This window comes from Kutzneria sp. 744 (assembly GCF_000568255.1).
Lineage (GTDB): Bacteria > Actinomycetota > Actinomycetes > Mycobacteriales > Pseudonocardiaceae > Kutzneria.
On the sequence record NZ_KK037166.1, the window covers coordinates 10,918,302 to 10,944,053 of the forward strand.

Consider the following 25,752-nt stretch of genomic DNA (forward strand, 5'->3'; position numbering starts at 1 on the left):
CCCCGCTCTGACGCGGATCATGGCAGGCCGGTTCCGGGCGGCCCCCGCCCGGTGTCGGACGGGGGCCGGGAACCACTAGGAGACGGCGAAGTCGTCCGCGTAGACGGTGCCCTGGGCGTACCAGCCGTGCACGTAGACGGTGACGGCGCCGGAACCGCCGGTGGTGAACGGAATCGTGAGCTGGGTGTAGCCACTGGACGAGGTCCAGGTCTCGGCGCTGGCCCCGCCCTTGACGCCGGCGTAGGCGAAGTTGCCGCGCACCCACACGGTCAGCTTGTGGCTGGCGTTGGGGGACACGGTGATCGTCTGGTCGCACTCGCCGGTCTGGCTGTTGGTGGCGGCGACGGACAGCGCGTGCGTGCCGCCGTGCACCGGGGTGGAGACGACCGCGCCGCCGGACTGGCACGTCCACGGGCTCAGCGCGCCGGTCTCCAGGCCGGGGTTGACGATCGCGCCGGGCGGCGGGGGAGGCGTGGTGCCGTTGACGGTCAGGGTGAACGTGGCGGAGTGGCTGGTGGAGCCGGCGGCGCCGGTGATGGTCAGCGGGTAGCTGCCGGCCGTCGCCGAAGAGGTGGTGTTCACGGTCAGTGTCGCCGTTCCGCCGGCCGACACTGAGGTGGGACTGACCGAGGCGGTGACGCCGGCCGGTGCGCCGCTGACGCTGAGCGTGACGTTCTGCGCGGAACCGGTGGTGACAGCGGTCTTCACGGCCGCGGTGGTGGAGCTGCCGGGGTTGACGGCGGCGGAGCCGGGCGTCACCGACACGGAGAAGTCGTTGGTGGGCGGGGTGGTGCTGCCGCTGGTGAACGGCGCGAAGACGTGGCTGAAGTCCCAGGTGTTCTGGGCGATGCCGGAGCAGCTGTCGTTGCCGCCGACGCCCGGACAACCGCCGTTGTCACGCTGCAGGGCCCAGAAGGACAGCATGTTGATGCCCTTGGACACGGCCCAGTTGTAGACCGAGGTGGCGTTGGCGACGGTGAAGATCTCCGGCGGGCCGGTCTCGCCGCCGGTGCCGTAGTCGTCGCGGCCGGGCATCTCGGTGACACCGACCATGGCGTAGCGCTGGGCCTCGGTCTTGCCCGGGTAGAGCTGTCCGAGCTGGCCGACCAGGCCCGCGACCGCGGTCTGGGTGTCCTTGGCCATGTCGTGCTGGGCGTTGTCGTAGTAGTCGAACGTCATCAGGTTGACGACGTCGATCCGCGCCTGGTTGGACACGGCGTTCTGCAGCACGTTGAAGCCGGTGTCCAGGCCGGTGGGCGTGGTCGGCAGCGTGTAGGAGAACTGGAGGTTGCGGCCGTTGGCCGCGGCCCAGTCCTCGGCCATCTTGATGGCCTTGTTGCGGCGGTCGATGCCGGCGCTGTTGGTGAGCGAGTCGACCTCGACGTCCAGGTCGATGCGGCTGATGTTGTACGTGGTGACCAGGCTCTCGAAGCCGGCGGCGATCTTCGAGACGTCCGTGCAGCTGTCGGCCAGCTCGGTGTTGGTCGTGTCGGCGGTGTAGCCGCCCAGCGACGGGATGGCGTCGCCGCCGGCGGCCTGCAGCGCGGCGATCTCGGTGCCGAAGCTGCCGCCGCCGATCGCGGTGGTGCCGTCCCACAGCAGGGTGCAGGAGCCGGCGCTGGCGGTCTGCAGGAAGGCGAACGTCAGGTACTTGACGCCGGCCTGGCGGGCGATCGCCGAGGGGCTCTGACCGTCCTGATAGGTCTCGAAGTACGGGGCGAACACATGCGTCGGCAGGGGAGTGGCCTTCGGCGTGACCGCGGCGTCGGCGCTCGCGACCAGGCCGGCTACCGAGACGGCGGCCACGGCCGCGCTCAGTAATGCCGTTCTCAAACGCATCCTTGCTCCAGGGGTGGGCGGGATAAGGACATGGCAGCGGCCTGCTCACAATTGGACTAGACCACCGGTCGTGTCAAGGGACCGAACGGCGGAGCGCCCCTCTCGACCAGGGGGTCAGGCCCGGCGGACTGAGAAGTGCGAGGCCCCCGCCGATGCCTGGAACGTCGCCGGATTTCGATCGCCGCCACCCACGCGAGCACCCGCGAAGCCGATGCGGCGTTCGAAATCCGGCCAGCGAAGGCATCGGCCCCACAGGGGGCCGAGCCGCGCGGGCGGAGCACGCGCCATCGAACACGGTCGCCGACGTTTCGGGCGTTCCCGGCCTCCCGTTCGATCACGGGATCCGCGTCGCGTGTTCCGGCCGGGGCGGGGTGCGGCTACGCTCCCGCGAATGTCGTCCCGGACCACCTCGGCGCGCATCGAAGCCGCGATCGGGCAGCTGCTGCGTCGCAGCACCCGAGCCCACCTGTACGACACCATGGTCGCCGGCCTGGACGGAGTGGACGCCACGACCTATCCCGTGCTCAGCGGCGTCGCCCGCTGGCAGCCGATCAGCGCGACCAACCTGGCGCAGGAGATCGGCATCGACCGCACCGCGACCACCCGCTACGCCAGCCGACTGCAGCAGGCCGGCCTGGTCGACCGGGTCCCCGACCCCTCCGACGCCCGGGCCACGCTGCTCCGCCTGACCCCGGCCGGCGACCAGATCGTGGAGACCATGCGCGACCGGCTGGTCGGCCACCTGGAGGCGGCCACCGCCGATTGGCCGGACGAGGAGGCGCAGCGGTTCGCGGTGTCCCTCGAACGGCTGGTCGACACCCTCAGCCGGCGATGACGCGCGCGGCCGACACCGGCCTCTCCTCCACGCCGAAAACGCCGGCCGAGCCGGAGTTCACGCTCCAGCGGTAGCGGGTGAACTCGCCGGTGAGCTCGGAGGCGTAGAACATCATGTGGCCGTAGCCGACGCCCTGCGACTGCTGCTCGCCGACGATTCGCGTGTCGGGGAAATCCTCGTAATTGCCGACGCCGGCCAGGCCGTGCGGTTCCGCGGTGCAGTCGGCGACCTGCACGGCGTACTGGATCTCGCCCTCGAAATTGAGGCGCGGATTGGGTGCGACGTAGACGCCGTGCATTCGGCGGACCATCACCACGTGGCCGGTGTTGGTCTCCTGCGCATTGGCGTAGTCGATGGCGATCAGGTCGCCGGGCCGCAGGTCGGCCACGCGTGCGACCGGCCTGAACCGCCTCGTTCCACCGGCGGCGAAAACACGCTGGTAGTCGCGGGCGAATGGGCTGATGCTGTCGAAATGCCGGGCGAAATACCTCGACCGGGCCCAGGAAGGATGGGCCCGCCGCAGGACCGCCGTGATGAATGAGGCGCACTGGCTCTGGTTGGACCAGCCGGCGGGCTCGCCCGGCACGCCCCAGGTCACCACGTTGGGCTCGTCGGGCTCCTTGTACAGGTTGACGCCGGCGCCGGGCAGCATCAGGTGGTCGATGAGCGTCTCGGCCTCGGCCAGGTGCGTCACCACCACGCGGCGGGGTCTGAGCAGGTGGCGGGCCGTAGCCAGGTCGGCTGCGTGCACGTCGTGTCCTCCTTGGATGATCCGCAGACACCCTAGATGGTCGCCGCGCAGCCGTGACGCAACCCTGCCGCAACCCGGGCGTGATGCTGTGATCCACGCCAGTTGGGGGCAGCCCTCTCCAGACCTCAGGAGACACCGTGACGATGACGAATGTGGTGCCCCGCGGCGACACCGTGCTGCGGTTTTGCACCTCGCCGACCTCGCCCCTCATGCCGGCGGCTATCAGTGGCGCCTCAGCGACGGCGCCGCCCACCTGCACGTGGAACACGCCGGACAGTCCGGCCCACGTGCTCCGCGGCGTCGGCGCCGTGTTGCACCACCTGCGGATCGCTTTGGCCGCCGCCGGTTGGGGTGCGCTGATCGGGCGGGGCACGGTTCCGTCCGATCCGACCCACATCGCCTCGGTTCGCGCCGTACGCCAGCAGCCCACGACCGAGCAGGTGGCGATGGCCGCGGCGATCAGCGTCCGCAGCAGCGAGGACGCCGACTACAGCGAGGCGGCGGTGCCGTGGACGGTGCTGAACCGTCTCGCCGCCCAGGCCCGGGCCGAGGGGGCGCAGCTGGACGTGGTGCTCGACCACGGGACACGGCTGCGCATGCTCCGGCGGTCGCGGTCGTTGCAGAACGCCGGTGTGGTCGTGGTGATCGGGGTTCGCGAGGGAGAGGAGATCGCGGCCGGCGCGGCGTTGAGTGCCGTGCTGCTCATGGGCACGGTGTGGGGGCTGCTCGGCTGTCAGCTGCCCGTGCGGCCTGTCGTTGCCCGCCAGGTGGTTGGTCCCGACCTGGTGCCGCAGGTCGTGCTGAGACTCGGTTATCCCCGCACCTGATACGCGCGGAGGTGCTCGGCGGGATGGCCGAACAGGAACGCGGCGCCGTGCGCTCTCTTGAAGTAGCGCTGGGCGTCGTGTTCCCATGTGATGGCGATCCCGCCGTGCAGCTGCACCATCTCCGCCGCGACCTGCTGGAGCGCCTCCGAGCAGAAGACCTTGGCCTCGACCGGGTGCTCGGTGTCGTACGCGGCCGAACGAGCGGTCTCGACCAGCACGTGCATGTCGGCCAGGCGGTGTTTGACCGCCTGGAAGCTGCCGATGGGCCGGCCGAACTGGACCCGCTGCCGGGCGTACTCGACGGTCATCTCCAGGCATCTCGCCGCCGTGCCGGCCTGCTCGGCGGCGAGTGCCGAGAGGGCGAAGTTCCGGACCCGGGCCTCGTCGTAGGGGCCGATCGGATTGGCCGGCTCGTCGACAACAACTGTTGTCAGCCGTCGGGACTCGTCCATGGTGTTCACGCGGTCGATCCGGGCCTGGCCGGGTCGCATCTCGTACAGCACGCCACCCTTACCCACCAGCAGAATCTCGGCGTGATCGGCGTCGAGGACGTACTTCTCGCCCTCCGGGCACCAGACGGCGAGGCGTCCGGCCGCGATCTCCGACAACAGTCGTTCACACGCTTGAGTGTTCCCGGTGGCCAGCACCGCCTCGGCGGCGATCGCGGTGGCCAGCAACGGTGTCGGGGCCAGCGTCCGGCCGAGTTGCTCCAGGACGATCTGGAGCTCGGTCAGGGTCGCGCCGCTGCCGCCGTACTGCTCGGGGATGGCCAGGCTCGGCGCCCCGATCTCGCACAGCTTGGGCCACAGGTCGTCCGGCTCCTTGGCCAGGAGCCGGGCGACGGTGTCCTGCAGCGCCAGTTGCTCTTCGGTCAGCCACATAGCGCCGCCATCAGCCGTTCCCGGTGGTACGCCTCGGTTCCCCACGCCGTCACCAGCGCGCGGACCTTCAACAGCCAGCGGCTCAGGTCGAATTCCGCCGTGTAGCCGATCGCCCCGTGGATCTGCAACGCCGTGCGCATCGCCTGGTACGCCGCCTGGCCGACGGCGATCTTCGCCGCCGAGACGTCCCGCGGGCTCATCGTCACCGCCGCGCCGAACACCAGCGGCTCGGCCAGTTCCAGTCCCACGTGGACGTCGGCGAGCTGGTGCTTGACCGCCTGGAAGCTGCCGATGGCCTTGCCGAACTGCTTGCGCTGCAAGGCATAGTCCCGGGTCCGCTCCAGCAACGTGCGGCCGAGTCCCACCAGCTGCGCCGAACAGGCGAGGACACCCCGGTCGAACGCCTCCGGATCCATCGGCCCCACTGCTTCGCCCAGCCGAAACCCGTGCAGCCGCCTCGTCGGGTCCACCGACTTTTGTGGATCCCCAAGGATCGCCCGGTACCGGACGTCGTCGACGATCGCGTAGGTGTTCTCCGCGTTGTCCACGACGTAGGGAACGTGTGGCTCCCAGGCCAGCGTGGACGAGGTTTCCCGTAGCACGGCGAACGACTCCACGACCGGCCCCGGCACGGCGGCGCGGCCCAGTTCCAGGAACGCCACCACCAGATCCGGTCCCGACTCAACTTCGTGCACGCCCAGTGCCAGCAGCGTGTCCCATTCCGTCGACTGCTTGAGTGCGTCCCTCAGCGCTTGGGCGAACTGCCGCTGCTCATAGGACAGGGTGAACTTCATCGCGGCAGCCCCAGGAGTCGTTCGGCGACGACGTTGCGCTGGATCTCGTTCGTGCCGGCGTAGATCGGGCCGGCCAGCGCGAACAGGTAGCCGTCCAGCCACGGTCCGGCCAGTTCCGCCTTGGTGCCCGACAACTCCAAAGCCGTCTCGTGCAGATCGAGGTCGAGCTTCGACCAGAACAGCTTGGTGACGCTCGCCTCCGCGCCGATCGGCCGGTCCAGCGAGCCGAAGACGTGCAGGCGATAGGCCTGCGCCCTCATCCAGGCGTCCAGAACCTTGTTGCGCAGCGCGGTGTCGGTCGGGTCCCCGATTTCTCGCCACAACGTGAGCAGACGGTCCGCCGCTGCGCAGAACCGGCCGGGACTGCGCAGCGACAGACCTCGTTCGTTGCCCGCGGTGCTCATCGCGACGCGCCAGCCTGCACCTGGCTCGCCGAGCACATCCGCGTCCGGCACGAACACCTCGTCCAGGAAGATCTCGGCGAAGCCGGCCTCCCCGTCGAGCTGGGGGATGGGCCGCACCGTCACCCCCGGCGCCTTCAGATCGAACAGGAAGTACGTCAGTCCCCGATGCCGCTCCGCCTCCGGCTCCGTCCGAAACAGCCCGAACCCCTTGTCGGCGAACGCCGCCCTCGAACTCCAGGTCTTCTGTCCACTCAGCAGCCAGCCGCCGTCCGTTCGAATGCCACGGCTCCGGATCGCCGCCAGATCGCTGCCCGCCTCCGGCTCCGACCACGCCTGCGCCCAGATGTCCTCCGCCCGGGCCATCCTGGGCAGCAACCGGTTCTGCTGTTCTTCCGTGCCGTGGGCGTACAGGGTCGGGGCGAGCAGGAAGATCCCGTTCTGCGCCACCCGCCCCGGCGCGCCTGCCGCCCAGTACTCCTCCTCGAACACCAGCCACTCGGTCAGCGACGCCCCTCGCCCGCCGTGCTCCACCGGCCACGACACCGCCGACAGCCGCGCCTCGGCCAGGGTGCGCTCCCATTCGCGGTGCTGCTCGAAGCCGTCGGTTGTGTCCATCGAGGACAGATGCCCGGGAACGTTGTCGCGGAGCCAGGTTCGGACCTCGCGGCGGAACTCCAGGTCGTGGTCATCAAGATCCACGGGGACCTCGCAGCGGCGTGACGACCCCGGCCGTCGCCTCACTTTTCACTGGCACCCCTCATTGCCTTGGCGTCCATGCCGGCCAGCGAGTCCTTCGACACCTCGGCGTTGTGGGCGTGGGCCAGGTGGTGCAGACCGAACACCGAGTCCATGCCCGACCGCATGCCCATCTGGTCCTCGGCCTGGTTGACGGCCTTCTTGGTCAGGGCCAGGCCGAAGGCGGGCATCTGGGCGATGCGCGCGGCGAAGGCGTCGACGGTGTCCCGGAGCTCGGCGCGGGGCACGACCCGGTTGACCATGCCCCACTCGTACGCCCGCTGGGCGGTGAAGCGGTCGCCGGTGAAGAGGATCTCCTTGGCGGCGCGGGGGCCGAGGACCCAGGGGTGGGCGAAGTACTCGACGCCGGGAATGCCCATGCGCACCACGGGATCGGCGAAGAACGCGTCGTCGGAGGCCACGATCAGGTCACAGACCCAGGCCAGCATGAGGCCGCCGGCGATGCAGGCGCCCTGGACCATGGCGATCACGGGCTTGGGGATCTCCCGCCACCGCCGGCACATGCCGAGATAGACCTCGGACTCGCGGGCGAAGCGCTGGTCGCTGCCGGCCTTGTCGACGTGGTCCCACCACAGCACGGCCTTGCGCTCGTAGGAGACGTCGACATCGCGGCCGGGGGTGCCGATGTCGTGCCCGGCGGAGAAATGGTCGCCGGCGCCGGCCAGCACGATGACCGACACCTCGTTGTCGTTGACGGCGCGCTCGAAGGCGGCGTCGAGGGCGTAGGTCATGACGGAGTTCTGGGCGTTGCGGTACCGCGGCCGGTTCATGGTCACGGTGGCGACGGGGCCGTTGCGCTCGTACAGCACGACTTCCTCGGTCACGGGGCCTCCTCGCGTAACGAGCGTTTGAGCACCTTGCCGGAAGCGTTGCGGGGCAGCGAAGCCAGGAACGCCACGTGTCGTGGCACCTTGAAGTTGGCCAGCAGGCCGCGGCAGTGCTCGATGACGTCCTCAGTGGACAGTTCGGCCGTCGTGACGACGAACGCCTTGCCGACCTCGCCGAGACGGTCGTCGGGCACGCCGATCACCGCGGACTCGGTGACGCCGTCCAGCCGGGCCAGCGCCTGCTCGACCTCGGCCGGATAGACGTTGAAGCCGCCGCAGACGTACATGTCCTTGAGGCGGTCGGTGATCGTCAGGTAGCCGCGATCGTCGAGGACGCCGACATCGCCGGTGTGCAGCCACCCCTCGGCGTCGATGGCCTCGGCGGTCGCGGTGGCGTCGTCGAGGTAGCCGATCATGACGTTGGGACCGCGCAGCAGGATCTCGCCGGTCGGGGCGATGCGCACCTCGAAGTCGGCGGTCGCACGGCCGGAGGTGTGGGAGACGGTCTCGGCGCCGTCATCGGGTCGGCACATGGTCGCCACCACGGCCTCGGTCAGCCCGTACGCGGTGAGCACTGTGCCGAACCGCTTCTGCATCCGCTCGGCCAGCGTGACGGGAACGGGCGCGGCGCCGGTGACGGCCAGCCGCAGGGTGTCGCAGCCGGGGCGGGACAACAGCGTCTGATAGATCGTCGGCGGCCCGGGCAGGATGGTGATCCCTTCCTGCTCCACCAGCTCGATCGTGCGGGCGACGTCGAACACCGCCTGCGGCACGAGGGTGGCGCCGGTCAGCAGGCAGACGAGAATCCCGGCCTTGTAACCGAAGCTGTGGAAGAACGGGTTGATCACCAGATACCGGTCGCCGGCCACCACGTTGCCGCAGTCGGCCCACGCGGCGGCGACGGCGAGGGCCTGGCGGTGCGCGCTCATCGCGCCCTTGCTGCGGCCGGTGGTGCCGGAGGTGAAGAGGATGTCGCTGATGTCGTCGGCCTGCACCGGGGCGGCGTCGACCTCGTCGGTGAACGACCAGTCGCCGGTGGTCAGCACCAACTCCGGCACGCCGCCGAGGTCCTGCAACTCGGCAAGGCGGTTGCGGCCCAGGAAATCCGTGGCCACGACGAGGGCGGCGGCGTCGCTGCGGGAGATGACGTCCAGCATCTCCGTGGCGGTGAAGCGGGTGTTGAGGGGCACGAGGATGCCGCCGGCGTAGCTGGCGCCGAGGGCGGCGACGACCCAGTGCCACGTGTTGGGGGCGCAGATCGCCACCCGGTCGCCAGGGCGCAGGCCGCCGGAAATGAAGGCGGCGGCGACCTGGCGGACGCGTGTGCGCAGGTCACGGTAGGTGAGGCGCAACTCGCCGTCGACGAGGGCCTCGCTGTCGCCGAAGCGCTCCGCGGCCGCGTCGACGGCCGCCGGGATGGTGCCGGGAAGCACAACACCTCCTACCAAGCAACTGCTTGGTAGGCTAGCCTACGGTCATGGCGGTGACCAGATCCGAGATCCGGCGGTGGCTCGCCGAGCATCTCGTCGGGCGCTTCGCCGAGCTCAAGGGGCTCGGCGGGCCCGGCCGCGAGCACGAGGCGTTCGCCGAGCGGCTCGACTGGGAACGCCATCTGGCCGCGCATGGCTGGACCTGCCCGGCCTGGCCGGTCGAGCACGGCGGCCGGGGCCTGACCTTCGACGAACAGGTCGCCTTCCATGAGGAGTACGCCCTCGCCGACGCACCCGCGCGGGTGAACCACCTCGGCGAGAACCTGCTCGGACCCACGCTGATCGACCTCGGCACCGCGCAACAGAAGGCCCGCTTCCTGCCGAAGATCCGGGCCGTCGAGGAACTCTGGTGCCAGGGCTACTCCGAGCCCGGCGCGGGCTCCGACCTCGCCGCCGTCGCCACCTCGGCCCGGCTCGTCGACGACCAGTGGGTGATCACCGGGCAGAAGGTGTGGACCTCGCTGGCCCATGTCGCCGACTGGTGCTTCGTGCTGGCCCGTACGACCCCGGGATCGGTGGGGCACAAGGGTTTGTCCTACTTGCTGGTGCCGATGAGGCAGCCCGGCGTCGAGGTGCGGCCGATCCGCCAGCTCACCGGCACCGCCGAGTTCAACGAGGTCTTCTTCGACGGCGCGCGAACCGACAAGGACCTTGTGGTCGGCGAGCCCGGCGGCGGCTGGGCGGTCGCGATGGCCACGCTGGCGTACGAAAGAGGCGTGTCGACCCTGGGGCAGCAAGTCGGCTTCCGGCGCGAGCTGGACGCCGTGGCGGCACTGGCCGACCCGGAAGACATGGTCCTGCAAGAACAACTGGCCCGGGCGGCGGTCGAGCTGAGTGTCATGCGCTCGCATGCCTTGCGTACCAGGGGATCCGATCCGTCGGTGAGCAAGCTGCTGTGGGCCGGCTGGCACCGGCGGCTGGGCGAGCTGGCCATGCGGGCCCGCGGCGCGGAGTCGATGGTCATGGGCGACGACCTCGACCAGTGGCAGCGGCTCTACCTGTTCAGCCGGGCCGACACCATCTACGGCGGCTCCGACGAGATCCAGCGCAACATCATCGCGGAACGGGTGCTCGGCCTGCCCAGGGAGGCGCGCGGATGATTGACTACGTGCCCGGCCACAACTTGTTGGCGGACAAGGCGGTCGTCGTCACGGCGGCGGCCGGCACCGGCATCGGGTCGGCGGTCGCGCAGCGGTGCCTCGAAGAGGGCGCCAGGTCCTGATCAGCGACTGGCACGAGCGCCGGCTCGGCGAGACGCTGGACAAGCTCGCCGCCGACCACGGCGACCGGGTGGCCGCGACACATGTGATGTCACGGACGAGGCCCAGGTCCAGGCCCTGATCGACACCGCGGTGAGCACCTTCGGCCGGCTCGACGTGATGATCAACAACGCCGGCCTCGGCGGCACGAAGTCCGTGCTCGACATGACCGACGACGAGTGGTCGCGGGTGCTCGACGTGACCCTCAACGGCACCTTCCGCTGCACCCGGGCCGCCCTGAGGACCATGGTCGACCAGGGCGGCGGCGCGATCGTCAACAACGCCTCGGTGATCGGCTGGCGGTCCCAGGCCGGCCAGGCCCACTACGCCGCGGCCAAGGCCGGCGTCATGGCCCTCACCCGATGCGCCGCCGCCGACGTCGCCGCCCACGGCATCCGCGTCAACGCCGTCGCGCCCAGCCTGGCGATGCATCCCTTCCTGGCCAAGGTGACCAGCGAGGAGCTGCTCACCGAGCTGACCGGACGGGAGGCCTTCGGCAGGGCGGCGCAGCCGTGGGAAGTGGCCAATGCCATGGTGTTCCTCGCCAGCGACTACGCCTCGTACCTGACGGGCGAGGTCCTGTCGGTCAGCAGCCAGCACCCCTGAGGAGAACCATGAGCCGTCGAGCCGAGCTGCTCGCGCTGGCCGCGAGGATGTTCGCCGAGCGCGGCTTCCTCGCCACCACGGTGCGGGACATCGCCGACGCCGCCGGCATCCTGTCCGGCAGCCTGTACCACCACTTCGACTCCAAGGAGTCGATGGTCGACGAGATCCTGCGCGGCTTCCTGGACGGCCTGTTCGGCAGCTACCGGGAGATCCTGGCCGCCGGCGAGCCGCCCCGGCAGGCGTTGGAAGCAGTTGTCGTCGCCTCGTTCGAGTGCATCGACCGCAGCCACGACGCCGTCGCGATCTACCAGCGGGAGGCCGCCTACCTCTCGCAGTTCGACCGGTTCGGCTACCTGACCGACCGCAACACCGAGTTCCGCAAGCTGTGGGTCGGGCTGCTGGAGCAGGGCATCCGGGACGGGGCGTTCCGCGACGACCTGGACGTGGAGCTGGTCTACCGCTTCATCCGCGACACGGTGTGGGTGGCCGTGCACTGGTACCACCCGGGCGGCGCGCTGACCGCGGACGCCGTGGCCCGGCAGTATCTGTCGATCGTGCTGGACGGCATAGCGCAAGGGAGGGCCGATGGCCCAGGCGTACCTGGTTGACGCGGTGCGGACGCCAGTCGGCAGGCGCGGTGGCGGGCTCAGCCACCTGCACCCGGCCGACCTGGGCGCCCGCGCCATCGAGGGACTGCTCGCGCGGGTGAACGTGGACCCGGGCGAGGTCGAGGACGTGATCTTCGGCTGCGTGGACACGGTCGGCGGGCAGGCCGGCGACGTGGCCCGCACGGCCTGGCTGGCCGCCGGGTTCCCGGAGGAGGTGCCGGGCGTGACCGTGGACCGGCAGTGCGGCTCCAGCCAGCAGGCGCTGCACTTCGCGGCCCAGGCGGTGCTCAGCGGGACGGCCGACCTGGTGGTGGCCGGCGGCGTGCAGAGCATGAGCCGGATCCCGATCGGCGCGGCGATGACCGTGGGCGAGCAGTTCGGCTTCCCGACGCCGTACGAGGGCTGCGACGGCTGGGCCCACCGCTACGGATCCGAGGAGGTCTCGCAGTTCCGGGCGGCCGACCTGATCGCCGAGCGGTGGGAGCTGAGTCGGGAGGAGATGGAGGAGTTCGCCTTCCGCAGCCACGCGCGGGCCATCGACGCCGTGGACAATGGTCATTTCGCCGGCGAGATCGTGCCCGTCGACGGGATGGAGGTCGACGAGGGCCCGCGCCGCGACACCAGCATGGAGAAAATGGCGTCGCTCAAGACGTTGCGGCCCGACGGCCGGGTCACGGCGGCCCTGGCCAGCCAGATCGCCGACGGGGCCAGCGCCGTCCTGGTCGCCTCCGAGGAAGCCGTGCGGACGCATCGCCTCAAGCCCCGCGCTCGCGTGCACCACCTGTCCGCCCGCGGCGCCGACCCCATCTTCATGCTGACCGCCCCCATCCGGGCCACCAGGCACGCGCTGGCCAAGGCCGGCATGACGATCGACGACATCGACCTGTTCGAGGTCAACGAGGCGTTCGCCAGTGTGGTCCTGGCCTGGGCCAAGGAGCTCAAGGTCGACCTCGACCGGGTCAACGTCAACGGCGGCGCCATCGCGCTGGGCCACCCCATCGGCGCCACCGGCGCCAAGTTGACCGCCACCCTGTTGTCGTCGCTGGAGCGGACCGGCGGCCGGTTCGGGCTGCAGACCATGTGCGAAGGCGGTGGCCAGGCCAACGTGACGATCATCGAACGGCTTGCCTAGCGGTCTAGGTTGGGAGCGTGTCCGAGGAGCAGATCATCGCCTGCGCGTTGGGCGGGGACGAGCAGGCCGACCGCACCGAGCAGTGGCGGCGGCTGTTGACCACCGCCATCCGCAGCGAGCCCGTGCGCGAAGGCATCCGCTTCGTGCTGCCCGTGGAGATGTCCGGCCAGATCGCTACCCTGGCTGTCGCCGAGCAGCGCTGCTGCCCCTTCTTCGACTTCACGCTGAGACTGGCTGACGGCCGCCTGGCCTTCGAGGTCCGTGCCCCCGCGCAGGCCGCAACACTGGTCGCCGACCTCTTCGGCACCTAGACCTTCGCCGCCGCCAGGAACTTGCGGATCCGCCCCAACTTCCGGTCGAAGTCGCGGTCACCGCGGCGCGTCGTGTGCGTGCCCGGGATGCGCAGTGACCGCCCCTGGCTTCGGACGGCGTGCACGTCCCACCACTGACCGCCGCGCACCCGATGGCTTCGCTTCTCGATCCGGGTGACGTCGGCCCACCCGATCTTCCGACGACTGAAGAAGGTGTGGAACTCCATGCCCGCCGCGGTCAGCAGCGTCCGGCCGTAGCAGCGGTTGACCATGTAGACGACCGTGGCCAACCACACCAGGCCGAACCCCACGAGCACCCACCAGCGATCCGGCCACGTGCTGTCCGCCGTCGGCGCCCACCCCATGGCCGCGATGACCGCCGTCAGGAACCCGGTCCAGCACCAGCTCATGAGCTTGGCGTGGCGGTCGAGACCGATCCACTCCTCGGACACGTCGGCGATGCTACGCCCGGATCTCCTGTCTCAGCACGGGTTTCGGTGTGACGCTGGGCGGGACTCGCGGGGGTCAGGGGGTGTCGAGGGCGAGGTGGTGGCGGAGGGTGGGGCCGGTGTAGTCGGTGCGGAAGACGCCGCGTTCCTGCAGCAGAGGCACGACCTGGTCGGCGAACTCGTCAAGGCCGCCCGGGGTGACGTGGGGGACCAGGATGAAGCCGTCGCTGGCGTCGTTCTGCACGAGGTGGTTGATCCGCTCGGCGACGGTGGCGGGGGAGCCGATGAAGTTCTGGCGCCCGGTGACCTCGATGACGAGGTCACGGATGGAGAGGTTCTTGGCCTCGGCCAGCTCACGCCACTGCCGCGCGGTGGCCAGGGGATCCCGGTACATGCGGTCGCTGGCCCGTCCCTTGGAGATGGTGTTCTCCCCGATGACGGGATCGAACGACGGCAGCGGCCCGTCGGGGTCGAACCCGCTCAGGTCGGCGTTCCACAGCTGCTCCAGGGACCTGATCGCGGTGGCCCCGCTGACCTGCTGGCGCCGCACGACATCGGCCCGCTCGTGGGCCTCGGCGTCGGTGTCGCCGAGCACGAAAGTGGCCGCCGGCAACACGATCAGCTGGTGGCCGGAGCGGCCGTACTTGGCCAGCCGGCCCTTCACGTCCGAGTAGAAGGCCTGCCCGGCCTCCAGGGTGCCGTGCCGGGTGAAGATGGCGTCGGCGGTGGCGGCGGCGAACTCCCGCCCCTCCTCGGAGTCACCGGCCTGGATGATCACCGGCCGGCCCTGCGGGCTGCGCGGCACGGGGAATTGGCCGGAGATGTCGAAGTGCGAGTCGTGGTGCTCGAAACGGCCGGCGCCGTCACGGATGAACTGCCCGGAAGCCTTGTCGGCCAGGACATCGTCGGCCCGCCACGAGTCGAACAGCTCCCACGCGGTCCGCATGAACGTCTCGGCCCGCGAGTACCGCTGGTCCTGCGGGAGGAAGCCGCCGCGCCGGAAGTTCTCGCCGGTGAAGGCGTCCCAGGAGGTGACGACGTTCCACGCCGCCCGCCCCTCGGACAGGTGGTCGAGGGACGCGAACTGCCGGGCCACCTCGAACGGCTCGTTGAACGTGGAGTTGATCGTGCCGGCCAACCCCAGCTTCGAGGTGACGGCGGCCAGCGCGGCCAGCACGGTGAACGTGTCGGGCCGGCCGACGACGTCCAGGTCGTAGATCACCCCGCCCTGCTCACGCAGCCGTAGGCCCTCGGCCAGGAAGAAGAAGTCGAACTTGGCCCGCTCGGCGGTCTGGGCCAGCTTCACGAACGAGCTGAACTCGATGTGGCTGCCGGCCTCGGGATCGCTCCACACGGTCGTGTTGTTCACGCCCGGGAAGTGCGCGGCGAGATGGATCTGCTTCAGCGGCTTGGTCATCGCAATCCCCCTCAGACGACGTAGCGGTTGGCGGGCCGGCCCAGTCCCAGCAGCCCGCGCAGGGTGGAGGCCTCGTACGACGTGCGGAACGCTCCGCGCGACCGCAGTTCCGGCACCAAACCCCGGGTGATGCCGTGCAGGTCGTGTGGCAGCGAAGCCGGCCGCAGGCGGAAGCCGTCGAGTCCGGCGACGTGCCAGGCCAGCAGCAGCTCCGCCAGCTCCTCGGCCGTCCCGGCGAACACCAGGGCGTCGCTTTCCAGCAGCGCCAACGAATCCAGCCGGGCCCGCCGATCGGCCGCGGTCCTCGACGTGGAATCGAGGAACACGACCAGATCCGCGAACACCTGCCGCCCGTGCTGCGCCTCGACCAAGGGCCCGATCTCGTCACGGGACTGAGGCGTCACATAGACGACGTCGACCGACGAGTCGGCAACACCGCTCAAAGCGGTCACCAGCGGCTGGCCCTGCGGCGGCCGTGGTGTGATGGACGGCCCGCGGACCGAGAAGAACCGGCCCTCGAAGTCGATGTAGTGCAGCTTCTCCCGGTCGACGAACCGCCCGGTCGCGACGTCGCGGATCTCGGCGTCGTCCTCCCAGCTGTCCCACAGCCGCCGCAGCACCTCGATGTAGTCCGCGGCCTCGCCGGCGGTGTCCTCGTCGACGGAACGCCGCCCGAAGTTGCGGTACTCAAGGGCGTCGGAAGAAACCGACACCTGAACACCGCCCCGACCGGTGCTCACGTAGTCCAGGGTCGCGATGGCCTTCGACAGGTGGAACGGCTCGGTGTGCGTCGCGACGATCTCCGGCACCAGCCCGATGCCCGAGGTCAGCGGCGCGACCCGGGCCGCGACCAGCACCGCGTCCAACCGGCCCCGCACACCGTCGGACGGCAGCGCCAGCGAGTCACGGAAGGTGACGAAGTCGAGCGTGGCGGCCTCGGCCTCGCGCACCAGGTCCAGCCAGTAGCCGGCCCCGAACACCTCGGCCGGACGCGTCTCCTCGGCACGCCAGGCGGCGGGGTGCCAGCCGACGCCGTCCAGCGCGACGGCCAGTCGCGGACCAGTTCCACGTGTCATGTCAGCGATTGTGCGCCGGAGGACGCCCCGCCCGCTGGAGTGGCCACGCAGTGGGAAAATCCGGGGAAGCGGGAATAAGGCAGGATGTGATCATGCCGCACATCGGATTGGTCGCCGTGCTCGTGCACGACTACGACGAGGCGATCGCCTTCTACACCGACGCCCTCGGCTTCGAGCTGCGCGAGGACACCGACCAGGGCGCCAGCCGGCGCTGGGTCGTCGTGGCCCCGCCGGGCTCGACCGAGACGGCGATCCTGCTGGCCAAGGCCGACAAGCCGGCTCAGCAGGACCGCGTCGGCGACCAGACCGGCGGCCGGGTCGGCCTCCTGCTCAACACCGACGACTTCGCCCGTGACCACGCGCGCATGCTCGCCGCCGGTGTCGAGTTCGAGGAGGAACCGCGACACGAGCCCTACGGCTCGGTCGCGGTGTTCAAGGACCTCTACGGCAACCGCTGGGACCTCATCCAACCCGCCTAGGGGTACTGCGTGAGCATGCCCAGGTTGGTCGTGGAGTCCGACGGGCCGCCGGTGGTGTTCACGATGTGGGCGATCGTGCCCTGCCCGCCGCCCAGCGAGAACGTGATCATGCTGTGGAAGCGCACCCCCGGCGTGTGCGGGGCGGCGATGGCGCGGTCGGCCACGATGGTCCGGTCCACGGCGAAGATGCAGTAGCTGCCCAGACCCCACGCCTCGTGCCGGCGCACCCGGTCGCCGACCGCGTAGGCCGGGAAGCCCCGGTGCGGCCCGTCCATCCAGCCGGCCTGGTTGGGCGGGTCGTAGGGCATCTCGTTCTGGAAGAAGTAGGTGCGGCCGTTCTCGCCGTTCCACTGCACCTGCGTGCGCTGGTGGTGCTCGACGAACAGCCCGTAGGCCACCACGTCGTCGCCGTTCACGACCAGGCCCTCGCCCACGGTGTTCTTGGTCCAGCCGACCCCGCTGCCGTGGTCGGCCCGCCACAGCCAGGTGTTGTCGATGATCACGTTGTTGCTGTTGACGACCACCGACTGCTTGGTCTTGCCCGGCAGCGTGCCGCCGATGCGCACGAACACGTCGTGCAGCGAGCTCGGGTTGCGGCTGTGGTCCCGCCGCGAGCCGGCCTGACCGACCCGGATCAGGGCCTCGGATTCGGTGATGCCGGCCTCGATCAGCAGCCCGGCCAGGTGCACGCCGTCCACGTCGGCGACGTCGATGGCGGTCGCGCCGTTGTCGGGGATCAGCGTGGCATAGCCGAGACCGAGGATCACCGTGTCCGGCCTGACGACCTTGAGCGACTCCGACAGGTGGTAGATGCCGGGCGTGATCAGCAGGTGCTTGCCCTGGGCCAGCGCGGCGTTCATGTCGGCGACGGTCACGCCGTCCTTGACGATCAGGAAGTCCGCGATCGGGATCGAGGTGCCGGCCGGCTTCTGCGCCTCCCAGCTGGTGGCCTGCGCGTCGTGCCGCACGTCCGGCACGAAGACCTGCCAGGCGCCCGCGGCATCCACGTACAGGAACGGCTTCTCCCGGATGGCCGGGGACTTCGCGACCGAGGTCACCGGGGGCGCCGGGAAGGTGGTGGCCGGGGCGTTGGCCGTGCCGACGAACACGATGTTCCAGTTGGAGCCGACCCAGCTGCCCAGCACCGAGTTGCGGGTCACCCACTGCTGCTGGGTGCCGGAGTTGATCTGCCCGGTGAGCTGGCAGTCGGCGATGAAGCCGCCGCTCGACCAGCTGCCGTCGGACAGCTTCAGGTCGCCCAGCAGGTAGATCCGGCGGTAGAAGGTGGCCTGCGAGACCGCCCAGGTGTCCTGGCCGCTGCGCGGGACGATGTTCAGGTTCTCCGCGCCCCGCCAGAAGTTGGTCAGGGTGTTGTTGCCGTGGGCCTCGCCGAGCACCTGGCAGGAGCCGGTGATGCCGGCCGCCGAGGGCTGCAGGCCGAGACCGGCGACATGGGTGTAGTAGCCCAGTTTGACGTCGATGCCGTAGCCGCCGGGCTTGAACAGCAGCGCATACCGGCCGGAGCCGAACTCGGCGTGCTGCTGCTGGGCGTAGACCGCGTCGACCGTGGACTGGATCGTCGCGGCGGGCATGGAACCGTCGAACACGTGCACGTTGGGGCCGAAGTCCGGATCACCCGCTTTGGGCTGAGCCGGCGGGGGAGGCGCCGGGGCCTCGGCCGCCGCGGCGTTCGAGGCCAGCGCCATCACGGGCGCCGCCGCCAGTGCCGCGCCGAGGAAACCTCTGCGGGCCAAGCCTCGACCGGTCTTGCCGTCACTATCGGACACAGGGCCTGTCCTCTCGTCAGGGCAAGGTCCTCCGCAACAGGGTCCTTCTGGCGCCCCCGGGGCGAAGTCCCTTCGAACCAGCCCCGACCGCCGCCCGACCGAGGCTTTGTTCGAGTCGCGATTTAACTCGTGAAAATATTCGGCCGTCAAGGTGCGGGGAACAAACGCGGTGTCCATATATCGTGACGGCATGACCGAGACCGACCAGCCGATCCGCCGCGGGCGGGGCCGCCGACCCGCCGCCGAGGTGCGCGAACAGGTGCTGGCCGCGGCCGGCGAGCTGCTGCTGACCGAGGGCATGGCCGGCTTCACCATCGAGAAGGTGGCGGCCCGGGCCGGGGCCAGTCGGATGACCATCTACAAGTGGTGGCCGTCTCGGGGCGCGCTCGCGTTGGACGGCTACGCCACCAAGGTGCGCACGGTGCTGGAGTTCCCGGACACCGGCGACATCGAGGCCGACCTGACCACGCAGGTGCTGGCCTTCACCCGGCTGCTCACGGAAACCGGCGCCGGCAAGGCGATCGCCGAGCTGATCGGGGCCGCGCAGACCGATCCCGAGCTGGCCTCGGCTTTTCGGGAACGCTATTCCGCGCCGCGGCGGGAACTGGCCGTGACGGCGATGGGCAAGGCCATCGAGCGGGGACAGCTGCGCGACGACATCGACCCCAAGGTCGTCGTCGACCAGCTCTGGGGCGCGTGTTACAACCGGCTGCTGGTGCCGGACGAACCGATCACCGACGACTTCGCCAAGGCGTTGGTGCGCAACGTGATGACGGGTATCAAGCGGTGAAGGGCGGTCCACAGTGGACCGCCCCGCGTCCGCTCGGGATTAGACGACGCCACCGTTGGCGTAGATCACCTGGCCGTTGATCCAGCGGGCCGGGCCGGCGAGGAAGGAGACGACCTCGGCGACGTCCTCCGGCTGGCCGAGGCGCTCCAGCGGCGCGGCCTTGGACGCCCGGTCGATGGTCTCCTGGTCCTTGCCGACGAAGTACAGCGGAGTCGCGGTCGGGCCGGGGGCCACCGCGTTGACGGTGACGTCGCGGCCGCGCATCTCCTTGGCCAGGATCAGGGTCATGCCGTCGATCGCGCCCTTGGTGGCGGCGTAGGCGGTGTAGTTCGGCACGGCGATGTGCGTGACCGAGGTGGAGAAGTTGATCAGCGCGCCGCCTCGGCGCAGCCGGCGCACGGCCTGCTGGTCGACCACGAAGGTGCCGCGCACGTTGGTGCGGTGCATCCGGTCGAAGTCGGCCAGGTCCAGGTCGGCCAGCGGCGACAGCAGCATGATGCCGGCGGTGTTCACGACCACGTCGATGCCGCCGTAGCGCTTCTCGGTGTCGTCGAACAGGGCTTCGATCTGCGTCTCGTCGGCGACGTCGGCCTGGTAGGCGGACGCGGTGCCTCCGGCGGCGGTGATCGCCTCGACGGCCTCCTCGGCGCGCTGGGGGTTGCCGGCGTAGGTGACGACGACCGTCTGGCCGTCCTTGGCCAGCCGCTCCGCGACGACGCGGCCGATGCCGCCCGAACCGCCGGTGACGATGGCAACCCTGGTCTCGCTCATGGTCTTTCTCCCTGCTTGATTGTGGACGCGGTGTACATATAATCATGGATGTGTACGGCGTGTCCATATATCGCGGTGTGTCGGCCGTCACGTGGCATGGCCCCGTCTGATGGATACACTATGTCCATATATCGAGATACGGTCTGTCCATATCTGGCGATACTGCCTGGTACACATCGATGGGAGGCGCGTGATGCGTGGTCGACGTCCCGCCGCCCTTGTCCGCGAGCAGGTGCTCGCCGCCGCCGGTGAACTGCTGCTGGCCGAGGGCATGGGCGGCTTCACCGTGGAGAAGGTGGCGGCGAAGGCCGGATCGAGCCGGATGACCATCCACAAATGGTGGCCGTCCCGGGGCTCGCTGGCCCTGGACGGCTACGCCACGGTGGTGTCGCACAGCCTGGAATTCCCCGACACGGGCGACGCCGAGGCCGACATCGTCACGCAGCTGCTGGCCTTCGTGCACCTGGTGCGCGACAGCCGCGCCGGGCGGGTGATCGGCGAGCTCATGGGCGCCGCCCAGACCGACACCGAGCTCGGCCTGTCCTTTCGGGAACGCTACTCGCGCCCGCGCCGTGAACTTGCCGAGCGCACGCTGCGTCGTGGCGTGGAACGTGGTGAACTCCGTTCCGACTTCGACCCGCAGGTGGTCGTGGACCAGCTGTGGGGCGCCGTGTACCACCGGCTCCTCATCCCCGACGAGCCGCTGACCGACGAGTTCGCCCGGGCGCTCGTCGCGAACATCATGCCCGGACTGCGTAGGGAGAACAGCGTGAGCACGCCAGCCGCCATCCAGGCCTTCGTCGACGCCACCAACGCGGCCGACACCGAGGCGTTCGTCAACGCCTTCACCGAGGACGCCTTCCTCGACGACTGGGGCCGCCAGTTCCACGGCCACGACGGCGTGGCCAGCTGGAACAAGACCGACAACATCGGCGTGCAGGCCCACTTCGACCTCCAGAAGGTCGAGCCGGCCGGCGAGCCCGACAGCTACAACGTGACGATCAAGGTCCGCAGCCACCGCTTCAACGGCACCGGCACCATGGCTTTCGTCGTCCGCGGCGACAAGGTCGCGAGTCTTGTGATCTCCTGACCGGGTGTTCGTCACCGACGAGGGTCAGGGATCGCCGGTTTTCCTGCTGCTGCACGGGTTCAGCGGGTCGCACCGGTGGTTCGACGCCGTGACGCCGCTGCTGGCCGCGCACGGGCGTGTGCTGCGGGTGGATCTTCGCGGGCACGGGCGGACCGGCGGCCGCACCGGCCTCGACGCCGTGTCGCAGGCCGCCGATGTGCTCGGGGTGCTGGACTCGCTCGGCGTCGGCCAGGTGACCGCGGTTGGCCATTCGTACGGGGCCGACGTGGCCCTGGCCCTGGGGCGGCGGGCGTCCAGGCTCGTGATCATCGGGCAGGCGCCGGACTACGGCGGCGCCACTTTCCCCAGGGGTAACGGATTGTTGGCTGCGCCGTTCCTCGGCCCGCTGCTGCACCGGTTTGCGCCGGCCGGCGCGGTGCGTCGCGCGGTGTCGTACGCCTTCGCGCCGGGGTTCGCCTTCGACCCGGTGTTGCTGTGTGATCACGCCGCCACGGATCCGGCGGTGGCACGGGCGGTGATCGTCGACCGGCGGAAGGCATTGGCGCGTCGGCCGTTGGACGAGCAGGTGCGTGACCTGGACGTTCCGACGTTGGTCATCCTCGGTCGACACGACCGGTTCTATCCCTGCGCCCGCACCGCCGAGCGCTACCGCGCGGCCGGTGCCCGGGTGGAGATCATCGCCGACGCCGGCCACAGCCCTCAGGTGGAACGGCCGTCCGAAGTTGTGGATCTAGTGCTTTCGTTGCACGCCAACTGCTCCGAATGACCTCTGTCGCCGGTGACGATCTTGCCGTACCCCTGGGGGCATGGCTGGCCCCCGAACCGGCGTGACCGCCGGTATCGCCCTGTTCGCACTGCTCACCCTCACCGCCTGCAACCTGCCCGCCACGGCCGGCGGCGACAGCACCGCGCCGCTGCCCAGCGACAGCAGCCAGCAGCTGGCGTCGCTGAAGATCGCCGCCGCCGGTCCCATGACCGGCTACTCACGTGATCGCTTCGGCGGCGACTGGATCAAGCAGCCCGACGGCTGCGACACCCGCGTCGACGTGCTCAAGGCCCAGGGGCGGGACGTGAAGTCCAAGGGCTGCACCGTGAACTCCGGCAACTGGACCTCGCTCTATGACGGCGTGGCCGTGACCTCGCCCCATGACCTGGACATCGACCACCTCGTGCCCGAGGCCGAGTCCTGGCGCACCGGCGCCGCGACGTGGACCCAGGACCAGCGGGTGGCGTTCGCCAACGACCTGGACGAGCTGGTCGCCGTCACCGCGCACAGCAACCGCAGCAAGGGGGATCAGCCGCCGCCCGGCTACATGCCGGTGGAGTCCGAGCGGTGCGACTACTCGACGCACTGGATCAAGGTGAAGGCCAAGTACAAGCTCACGATCTCCCAGACCGAACACGACGCCCTGGTGCAGATGCTGGGCACCTGCCACTGAGCACGTGGCGTGCGTCACAGGCGTGACCGGCCAGCCAAACGGGCCTTGCGGCGTCAAGCCTGTGTGGCGACAGGACGAAGGGGCCGCGTGGCGCAGGCCCCCGCGATGGCTGGATCATTCGCCCACGCGCTGTGGGAGCTCAAACAGGCGGCGGGGGACCCGTCCTACGATCGGATGCGGGCCGAGTTCGGGGCGGTAGCATCGAAATCGGCGCTGGCCGACGCCGCTCGCGGGCACCGGCTGCCGTCGTGGGACATCACCTGGGAGTTCGTGCGCCCGTTGGCGGTCGGCGTGCTGGGCCAAGAGCCACGGGCGGTGCGCCGGGCCTGGCGGCTCAAATGGGAGGCCGCCGCCGCGCAGCCGGCCCTTGCCGTCGCGGCGATTCCCGGCGACCGGTCGACGTTCGTCAGCGATCTCGACGTGCCTGACGGCATGACGGTGCCGGCGGGCACGCGGATCGTGAAGACGTGGGTGCTGCACAACTCCGGGACCGTGCCGTGGATCGGCCGGTACCTGCGCCGCGCGGCGTCGTTCGGACCCGACGAATGCCTGACGCCGCAGGAGGTCCCCATCCCGGCGACCCGCCCCGGCGAGCAGGCCCGCGTCTCGGTCGACGTCCGGGTGGCGCAAACCCCGGGCTACCACCAGGTCTACTGGAAGATGGTCGACTCGGCCGGCCGGCTCATGCTGCCCGGCCAGCGGGCCGTCTTCTTCCTCCTGCACGTGACCTGATTTGTGCGGCGGACAAAGGCGCGACCAGCGACGACGCCGGGAATTGTCCGCGATCGCCGCCGGCCGCTTCCGCCCGCCATGGTCACGCTCCGAGGCTGGACAAGATCCATCCGACGAGAGGGGACGAGCATGACCAGGACCTGGATTCCGCTGGTGGCCGCCGGCATCGCGACCCTGGCGCTGGCCGGGCCGGCCGTCGCCGCGCCCGCCGCGCCGGCCAGCGCCTCCAAGTGCGGCACCAAGTACTGCATCAACGTCAAGGGCAGCGGCCTGCACGTCGACTCCGCCACCGTGTCGCTGAAGTCCGGTGCCGCCGTCACCGGCTACTTCTACCTGGAGGCCAGCACCGGCTCCGGCGCCACCTTCTACTGGACCCCCAAGCTGACCAACGCTTACAGCGCCACGTTCTACGACATCACCTTCACGCGCACCGTCTCGCTGTGCGGCGGCGAGAACGCCGTCAAGTCCAACGTCGACCACGTCGGCGACGGCTGCGTCAGCGTCCACGCCTGATCCTGGGCCGTGGCCGTGCCCCCGGCACGGCCACGGCGCATGGTCAGCAGAGGTACTCGTACTCCCCGGTGTGCCACCAGGTGGTGCCGCCGATGTAGCCGTACACGTCGTAGTGGCCGACATAGAAGGTGTGGTTCGGCGCGTACACGTACATCAGGTTGTACTGGTAGACGGTGTCGTTGCCCGCGCGCTCCGTGTACTGCGGGCAGCCCGCGCCGTTGATGCTCGGCGGCGGATTGACGTGCGGGGACTGCGAGCTCGCCGGGGCGGCAGTGCTGGCCTGCGCCGGTAGGGCGCCCGCGGTGAGGGTGACGGCGGCGGTGACGGCCGCGGCAGCGGCCAGCTTGGTCAGGGAGATCACACATAGCTCCGTTCATCGGTCGTGCGGCGGCGCCGAATGCGCATCGCCTCGGCCAGTTCTAGCCGTTCGACGACGTTCGGCTTCCGGCCGCGGCCGCTGATCGTCAATGTCCGAACAACGCCGGCATGTTGCTTTCGGCCAGTCCTGATCGTCGGATCGGCCCCGGCCTGCCACCATGACCAGGGTGGACCCGCTGCCCGAGTCGGTGTGGAACGCGCACGAGGTGCGCGACGCGGTCGCGAGCAACTCGCCGTCGGCGGTGATCGCGTTCGCCCGGCGGGCTCATGGGCTGCGGCAGGACGAACTGGGGGCGCTGGCCGGGTTCTCGCAGTCGGCGATCTCGCGGCTGGAGTCCGGCAGCAACCTGGCCTACGACGTGCGGGTGCTGCGGATCGTGCAGCGCACGCTGAACATCCCGCCGCGCTTGCTGGGCCTGGCCGAACAGGGCGTGGCCACGGCCGAGCTGCGGCACCACGGCGGCACCGAAGCGCTGGTGGCGTTGCTGGGCGGGCGGATGGAGCGGACGGCGCCGGCCACGCCGGAGATCGTCGGCCAACTGCTGGTGGCGCGGCGCGTGATCAACGACGCCGACAACTGGCGGGTGTCGGCGGCGCTGCGGCCGGCGGCGCGGGAGCTGTACGAGTTCACGGACCTGCTGCGGCGGTCGGCCAGCGGCGAGATGCGGCGGATCCTGCTGTCGGTGGCCGCGCTGTACGCCGAGTTCGTCGGCTGGCTGCACGAGGAGGGCACCGACGAGGACGGCGCCGAGCAGTGGACGGCCCGGGCGATGCAGCAGGCGCAGGCGGCCGAGGACCGCGACATGGTGGCGTACGCCTACGTGCGGATGAGCGAGCTCGCGGCCGGCGACCACGACCGCATGATCGGCCTGGCCCGTGCCGCCCAACGGGAACCGGGCATCGGCGCGGTACTGAAAGTGCTGGCGCTGCAACAGGAAGCTCGCGGCCTCGCGCTGGCCCAGGACGAGGCCGCCTGCCTCGACCGGCTGGAGCAGGCGGCACTGCTGATCGACGGGGTGGTGCACCCGGCCACCGACGAGTACCGCGTCGGCTACTGGACGGACATCGAGCACCTGGCGGCGCTGCGGGCCTCCTGCCTGCTCGACCTGGGCCGGCCGCAGGAGGCCATCGACATCTACCACCACCTGCGGCCCCGGTGGGGCCACGTCTGCTCGTGGTTCCAAGGCGTGCACACCGCCAAGCTCGCCCGCGCCTACGCCACGAACGGCGACCTCGACGAGGCGACAACAGCCGGTGTCGACGCCGCCGCCCTGGCCCGCGTCTCCGGATCCCCGCATGTCGTCCGCGAGCTGCGAGCGTTGGCCCCCTGGCCGGCGGTCAGTATGCGGATCGCGCATACGGGACCCGGAGCCGGCATCGACGACACCTCGGGACGGCCACTTCCGCCACCATCGTAGGCATGGACGAGGACGGCGAGTTGTGGATCCCTTACGGCGATCTGACGCTGCACTTCTACGCTACGCCGCACCTCGTGGTCTGCGAGGTTGGCG

General features: G+C 70.2%; 27 protein-coding genes and 1 pseudogene. 15 read left to right on the forward strand and 13 right to left on the reverse strand.

Translation table 11 applies throughout. From position 1 onward, the window contains the following. Nucleotides 1-75: 75 nt before the first annotated feature. A complete protein-coding gene (locus KUTG_RS49430) occupies nucleotides 76-1,839 on the reverse strand; it encodes a glycosyl hydrolase family 18 protein (RefSeq protein ID WP_043726915.1) in 1,764 nt (587 codons plus the stop codon). A gap of 391 nt (nucleotides 1,840-2,230) precedes the next feature. On the opposite strand from KUTG_RS49430, the gene KUTG_RS49435 reads away from it, so the two are divergent. Further along, a complete protein-coding gene (locus KUTG_RS49435; protein WP_052396372.1) occupies nucleotides 2,231-2,674 on the forward strand; it encodes a MarR family winged helix-turn-helix transcriptional regulator in 444 nt (147 codons plus the stop codon). Here KUTG_RS49435 and KUTG_RS49440 read toward each other — a convergent pair. Beyond that, the gene (locus tag KUTG_RS49440; protein ID WP_052396373.1) at nucleotides 2,661-3,425 is read right to left on the reverse strand and encodes a hypothetical protein; all 765 of its coding nucleotides are present in this window, start codon (nucleotides 3,423-3,425) and stop codon (nucleotides 2,661-2,663) included. The two genes, KUTG_RS49435 and KUTG_RS49440, sit on opposite strands and share 14 nt — an antisense overlap. Before the next feature lie 137 nt (nucleotides 3,426-3,562). On the opposite strand from KUTG_RS49440, the gene KUTG_RS49445 reads away from it, so the two are divergent. Continuing rightward, the gene (locus tag KUTG_RS49445; RefSeq protein WP_157495364.1) at nucleotides 3,563-4,252 is read left to right on the forward strand and encodes a hypothetical protein; all 690 of its coding nucleotides are present in this window, start codon (nucleotides 3,563-3,565) and stop codon (nucleotides 4,250-4,252) included. Here the strand turns inward: KUTG_RS49445 and KUTG_RS49450 are convergent. Genes KUTG_RS49450 through KUTG_RS49470 form a run of 5 tightly spaced genes read right to left on the reverse strand, consistent with a single transcriptional unit; the run spans nucleotide 4,237 to nucleotide 9,347 of the window. Further along, on the reverse strand, nucleotides 4,237-5,133 hold the full coding sequence (locus KUTG_RS49450) for an acyl-CoA dehydrogenase family protein (protein ID WP_043726917.1): 897 nt from the start codon (nucleotides 5,131-5,133) through the stop codon (nucleotides 4,237-4,239). The genes KUTG_RS49445 and KUTG_RS49450 overlap by 16 nt on opposite strands. Then, on the reverse strand, nucleotides 5,124-5,927 hold the full coding sequence (locus KUTG_RS49455) for an acyl-CoA dehydrogenase family protein (protein ID WP_043726918.1): 804 nt from the start codon (nucleotides 5,925-5,927) through the stop codon (nucleotides 5,124-5,126). The genes KUTG_RS49450 and KUTG_RS49455 overlap by 10 nt, the downstream gene beginning before the upstream one ends. Then, nucleotides 5,924-7,030 (reverse strand): acyl-CoA dehydrogenase family protein, encoded by a 1,107-nt coding sequence (locus KUTG_RS49460; RefSeq protein ID WP_043726919.1) that lies wholly within the window; start codon nucleotides 7,028-7,030, stop codon nucleotides 5,924-5,926. Before KUTG_RS49460 ends, KUTG_RS49455 begins: the two co-directional genes overlap by 4 nt. A 38-nt stretch (nucleotides 7,031-7,068) precedes the next feature. Next, nucleotides 7,069-7,911, reverse strand: a complete 843-nt coding sequence (locus KUTG_RS49465; protein ID WP_043726920.1) for an enoyl-CoA hydratase — start codon at nucleotides 7,909-7,911, stop codon at nucleotides 7,069-7,071. Further along, nucleotides 7,908-9,347, reverse strand: coding sequence for a FadD3 family acyl-CoA ligase (locus KUTG_RS49470; RefSeq protein ID WP_043726921.1), 1,440 nt, complete (start codon nucleotides 9,345-9,347; stop codon nucleotides 7,908-7,910). The genes KUTG_RS49465 and KUTG_RS49470 overlap by 4 nt, the downstream gene beginning before the upstream one ends. 44 nt (nucleotides 9,348-9,391) lie before the next feature. Between KUTG_RS49470 and KUTG_RS49475 the strand changes: the two genes are divergently transcribed. The 5 genes and pseudogenes from KUTG_RS49475 (at nucleotide 9,392) to KUTG_RS49495 (ending at nucleotide 13,320) form a co-directional block, all read left to right on the forward strand. After that, a complete protein-coding gene (locus KUTG_RS49475) occupies nucleotides 9,392-10,504 on the forward strand; it encodes an acyl-CoA dehydrogenase family protein (RefSeq protein ID WP_043726923.1) in 1,113 nt (370 codons plus the stop codon). Beyond that, nucleotides 10,501-11,269 (forward strand): annotated as a pseudogene (locus KUTG_RS49480) (SDR family oxidoreductase). The gene KUTG_RS49475 and the pseudogene KUTG_RS49480 overlap by 4 nt, the downstream one beginning before the upstream one ends. An 8-nt stretch (nucleotides 11,270-11,277) precedes the next feature. Then, on the forward strand, nucleotides 11,278-11,877 hold the full coding sequence (locus KUTG_RS49485) for a TetR/AcrR family transcriptional regulator (protein ID WP_043726924.1): 600 nt from the start codon (nucleotides 11,278-11,280) through the stop codon (nucleotides 11,875-11,877). Beyond that, nucleotides 11,855-13,009, forward strand: a complete 1,155-nt coding sequence (locus KUTG_RS49490; RefSeq protein WP_043726926.1) for an acetyl-CoA C-acetyltransferase — start codon at nucleotides 11,855-11,857, stop codon at nucleotides 13,007-13,009. The genes KUTG_RS49485 and KUTG_RS49490 overlap by 23 nt, the downstream gene beginning before the upstream one ends. A 17-nt stretch (nucleotides 13,010-13,026) precedes the next feature. Next, complete coding sequence (locus tag KUTG_RS49495) at nucleotides 13,027-13,320, forward strand: hypothetical protein (protein ID WP_052396375.1); 294 nt, start codon at nucleotides 13,027-13,029, stop codon at nucleotides 13,318-13,320. Here KUTG_RS49495 and KUTG_RS49500 read toward each other — a convergent pair. The 3 genes from KUTG_RS49500 to KUTG_RS49510 form a co-directional block, all read right to left on the reverse strand. Further along, on the reverse strand, nucleotides 13,317-13,772 hold the full coding sequence (locus KUTG_RS49500; protein WP_052396376.1) for a hypothetical protein: 456 nt from the start codon (nucleotides 13,770-13,772) through the stop codon (nucleotides 13,317-13,319). The two genes, KUTG_RS49495 and KUTG_RS49500, sit on opposite strands and share 4 nt — an antisense overlap. Nucleotides 13,773-13,845: 73 nt before the next feature. After that, entirely contained in the window at nucleotides 13,846-15,186 is a 1,341-nt protein-coding gene (locus tag KUTG_RS49505) for an NtaA/DmoA family FMN-dependent monooxygenase (RefSeq protein ID WP_043726928.1), read from the reverse strand. Nucleotides 15,187-15,197: 11 nt separating this feature from the next. After that, nucleotides 15,198-16,262 carry an LLM class flavin-dependent oxidoreductase gene (locus KUTG_RS49510; protein ID WP_043726930.1) on the reverse strand — a complete coding sequence of 355 codons (1,065 nt, stop codon included), beginning with the start codon at nucleotides 16,260-16,262 and terminating at the stop codon, nucleotides 15,198-15,200. 89 nt (nucleotides 16,263-16,351) lie between these two features. Between KUTG_RS49510 and KUTG_RS49515 the strand changes: the two genes are divergently transcribed. Beyond that, nucleotides 16,352-16,741 (forward strand): VOC family protein, encoded by a 390-nt coding sequence (locus KUTG_RS49515; RefSeq protein WP_369794687.1) that lies wholly within the window; start codon nucleotides 16,352-16,354, stop codon nucleotides 16,739-16,741. Here the strand turns inward: KUTG_RS49515 and KUTG_RS49520 are convergent. After that, entirely contained in the window at nucleotides 16,738-18,528 is a 1,791-nt protein-coding gene (locus KUTG_RS49520) for a hypothetical protein (RefSeq protein ID WP_043726931.1), read from the reverse strand. The genes KUTG_RS49515 and KUTG_RS49520 overlap by 4 nt on opposite strands. Nucleotides 18,529-18,718: 190 nt before the next feature. On the opposite strand from KUTG_RS49520, the gene KUTG_RS49525 reads away from it, so the two are divergent. Then, nucleotides 18,719-19,318, forward strand: coding sequence for a TetR/AcrR family transcriptional regulator (locus KUTG_RS49525; RefSeq protein ID WP_043726933.1), 600 nt, complete (start codon nucleotides 18,719-18,721; stop codon nucleotides 19,316-19,318). Nucleotides 19,319-19,357: 39 nt separating this feature from the next. Here KUTG_RS49525 and KUTG_RS49530 read toward each other — a convergent pair whose 3' ends face one another. Next, nucleotides 19,358-20,089, reverse strand: a complete 732-nt coding sequence (locus KUTG_RS49530; RefSeq protein WP_043726935.1) for an SDR family oxidoreductase — start codon at nucleotides 20,087-20,089, stop codon at nucleotides 19,358-19,360. 193 nt (nucleotides 20,090-20,282) lie between these two features. On the opposite strand from KUTG_RS49530, the gene KUTG_RS64895 reads away from it, so the two are divergent. From KUTG_RS64895 to KUTG_RS49555, 5 genes are all read left to right on the forward strand, one after another. Next, the gene (locus KUTG_RS64895) at nucleotides 20,283-21,179 is read left to right on the forward strand and encodes a TetR-like C-terminal domain-containing protein (RefSeq protein ID WP_232241363.1); all 897 of its coding nucleotides are present in this window, start codon (nucleotides 20,283-20,285) and stop codon (nucleotides 21,177-21,179) included. 4 nt (nucleotides 21,180-21,183) lie between these two features. Beyond that, complete coding sequence (locus KUTG_RS49540; RefSeq protein ID WP_043726936.1) at nucleotides 21,184-21,945, forward strand: alpha/beta fold hydrolase; 762 nt, start codon at nucleotides 21,184-21,186, stop codon at nucleotides 21,943-21,945. A 40-nt stretch (nucleotides 21,946-21,985) separates the two neighbouring features. Then, the gene (locus KUTG_RS49545) at nucleotides 21,986-22,618 is read left to right on the forward strand and encodes an HNH endonuclease family protein (protein ID WP_043726938.1); all 633 of its coding nucleotides are present in this window, start codon (nucleotides 21,986-21,988) and stop codon (nucleotides 22,616-22,618) included. A gap of 105 nt (nucleotides 22,619-22,723) precedes the next feature. Further along, nucleotides 22,724-23,350: an NBR1-Ig-like domain-containing protein gene (locus KUTG_RS49550; protein WP_052396378.1), complete on the forward strand. Its 627-nt coding sequence runs from the start codon at nucleotides 22,724-22,726 to the stop codon at nucleotides 23,348-23,350. A 129-nt stretch (nucleotides 23,351-23,479) separates the two neighbouring features. Further along, entirely contained in the window at nucleotides 23,480-23,863 is a 384-nt protein-coding gene (locus KUTG_RS49555; RefSeq protein ID WP_043726942.1) for a hypothetical protein, read from the forward strand. A gap of 43 nt (nucleotides 23,864-23,906) precedes the next feature. On the opposite strand, the gene KUTG_RS49560 is transcribed toward KUTG_RS49555, so the two are convergent. After that, the gene (locus KUTG_RS49560; RefSeq protein WP_043726944.1) at nucleotides 23,907-24,224 is read right to left on the reverse strand and encodes a hypothetical protein; all 318 of its coding nucleotides are present in this window, start codon (nucleotides 24,222-24,224) and stop codon (nucleotides 23,907-23,909) included. A 175-nt stretch (nucleotides 24,225-24,399) separates the two neighbouring features. Between KUTG_RS49560 and KUTG_RS49565 the strand changes: the two genes are divergently transcribed. After that, entirely contained in the window at nucleotides 24,400-25,659 is a 1,260-nt protein-coding gene (locus tag KUTG_RS49565; protein ID WP_043726946.1) for a helix-turn-helix domain-containing protein, read from the forward strand. Nucleotides 25,660-25,752 lie beyond the last annotated feature (93 nt).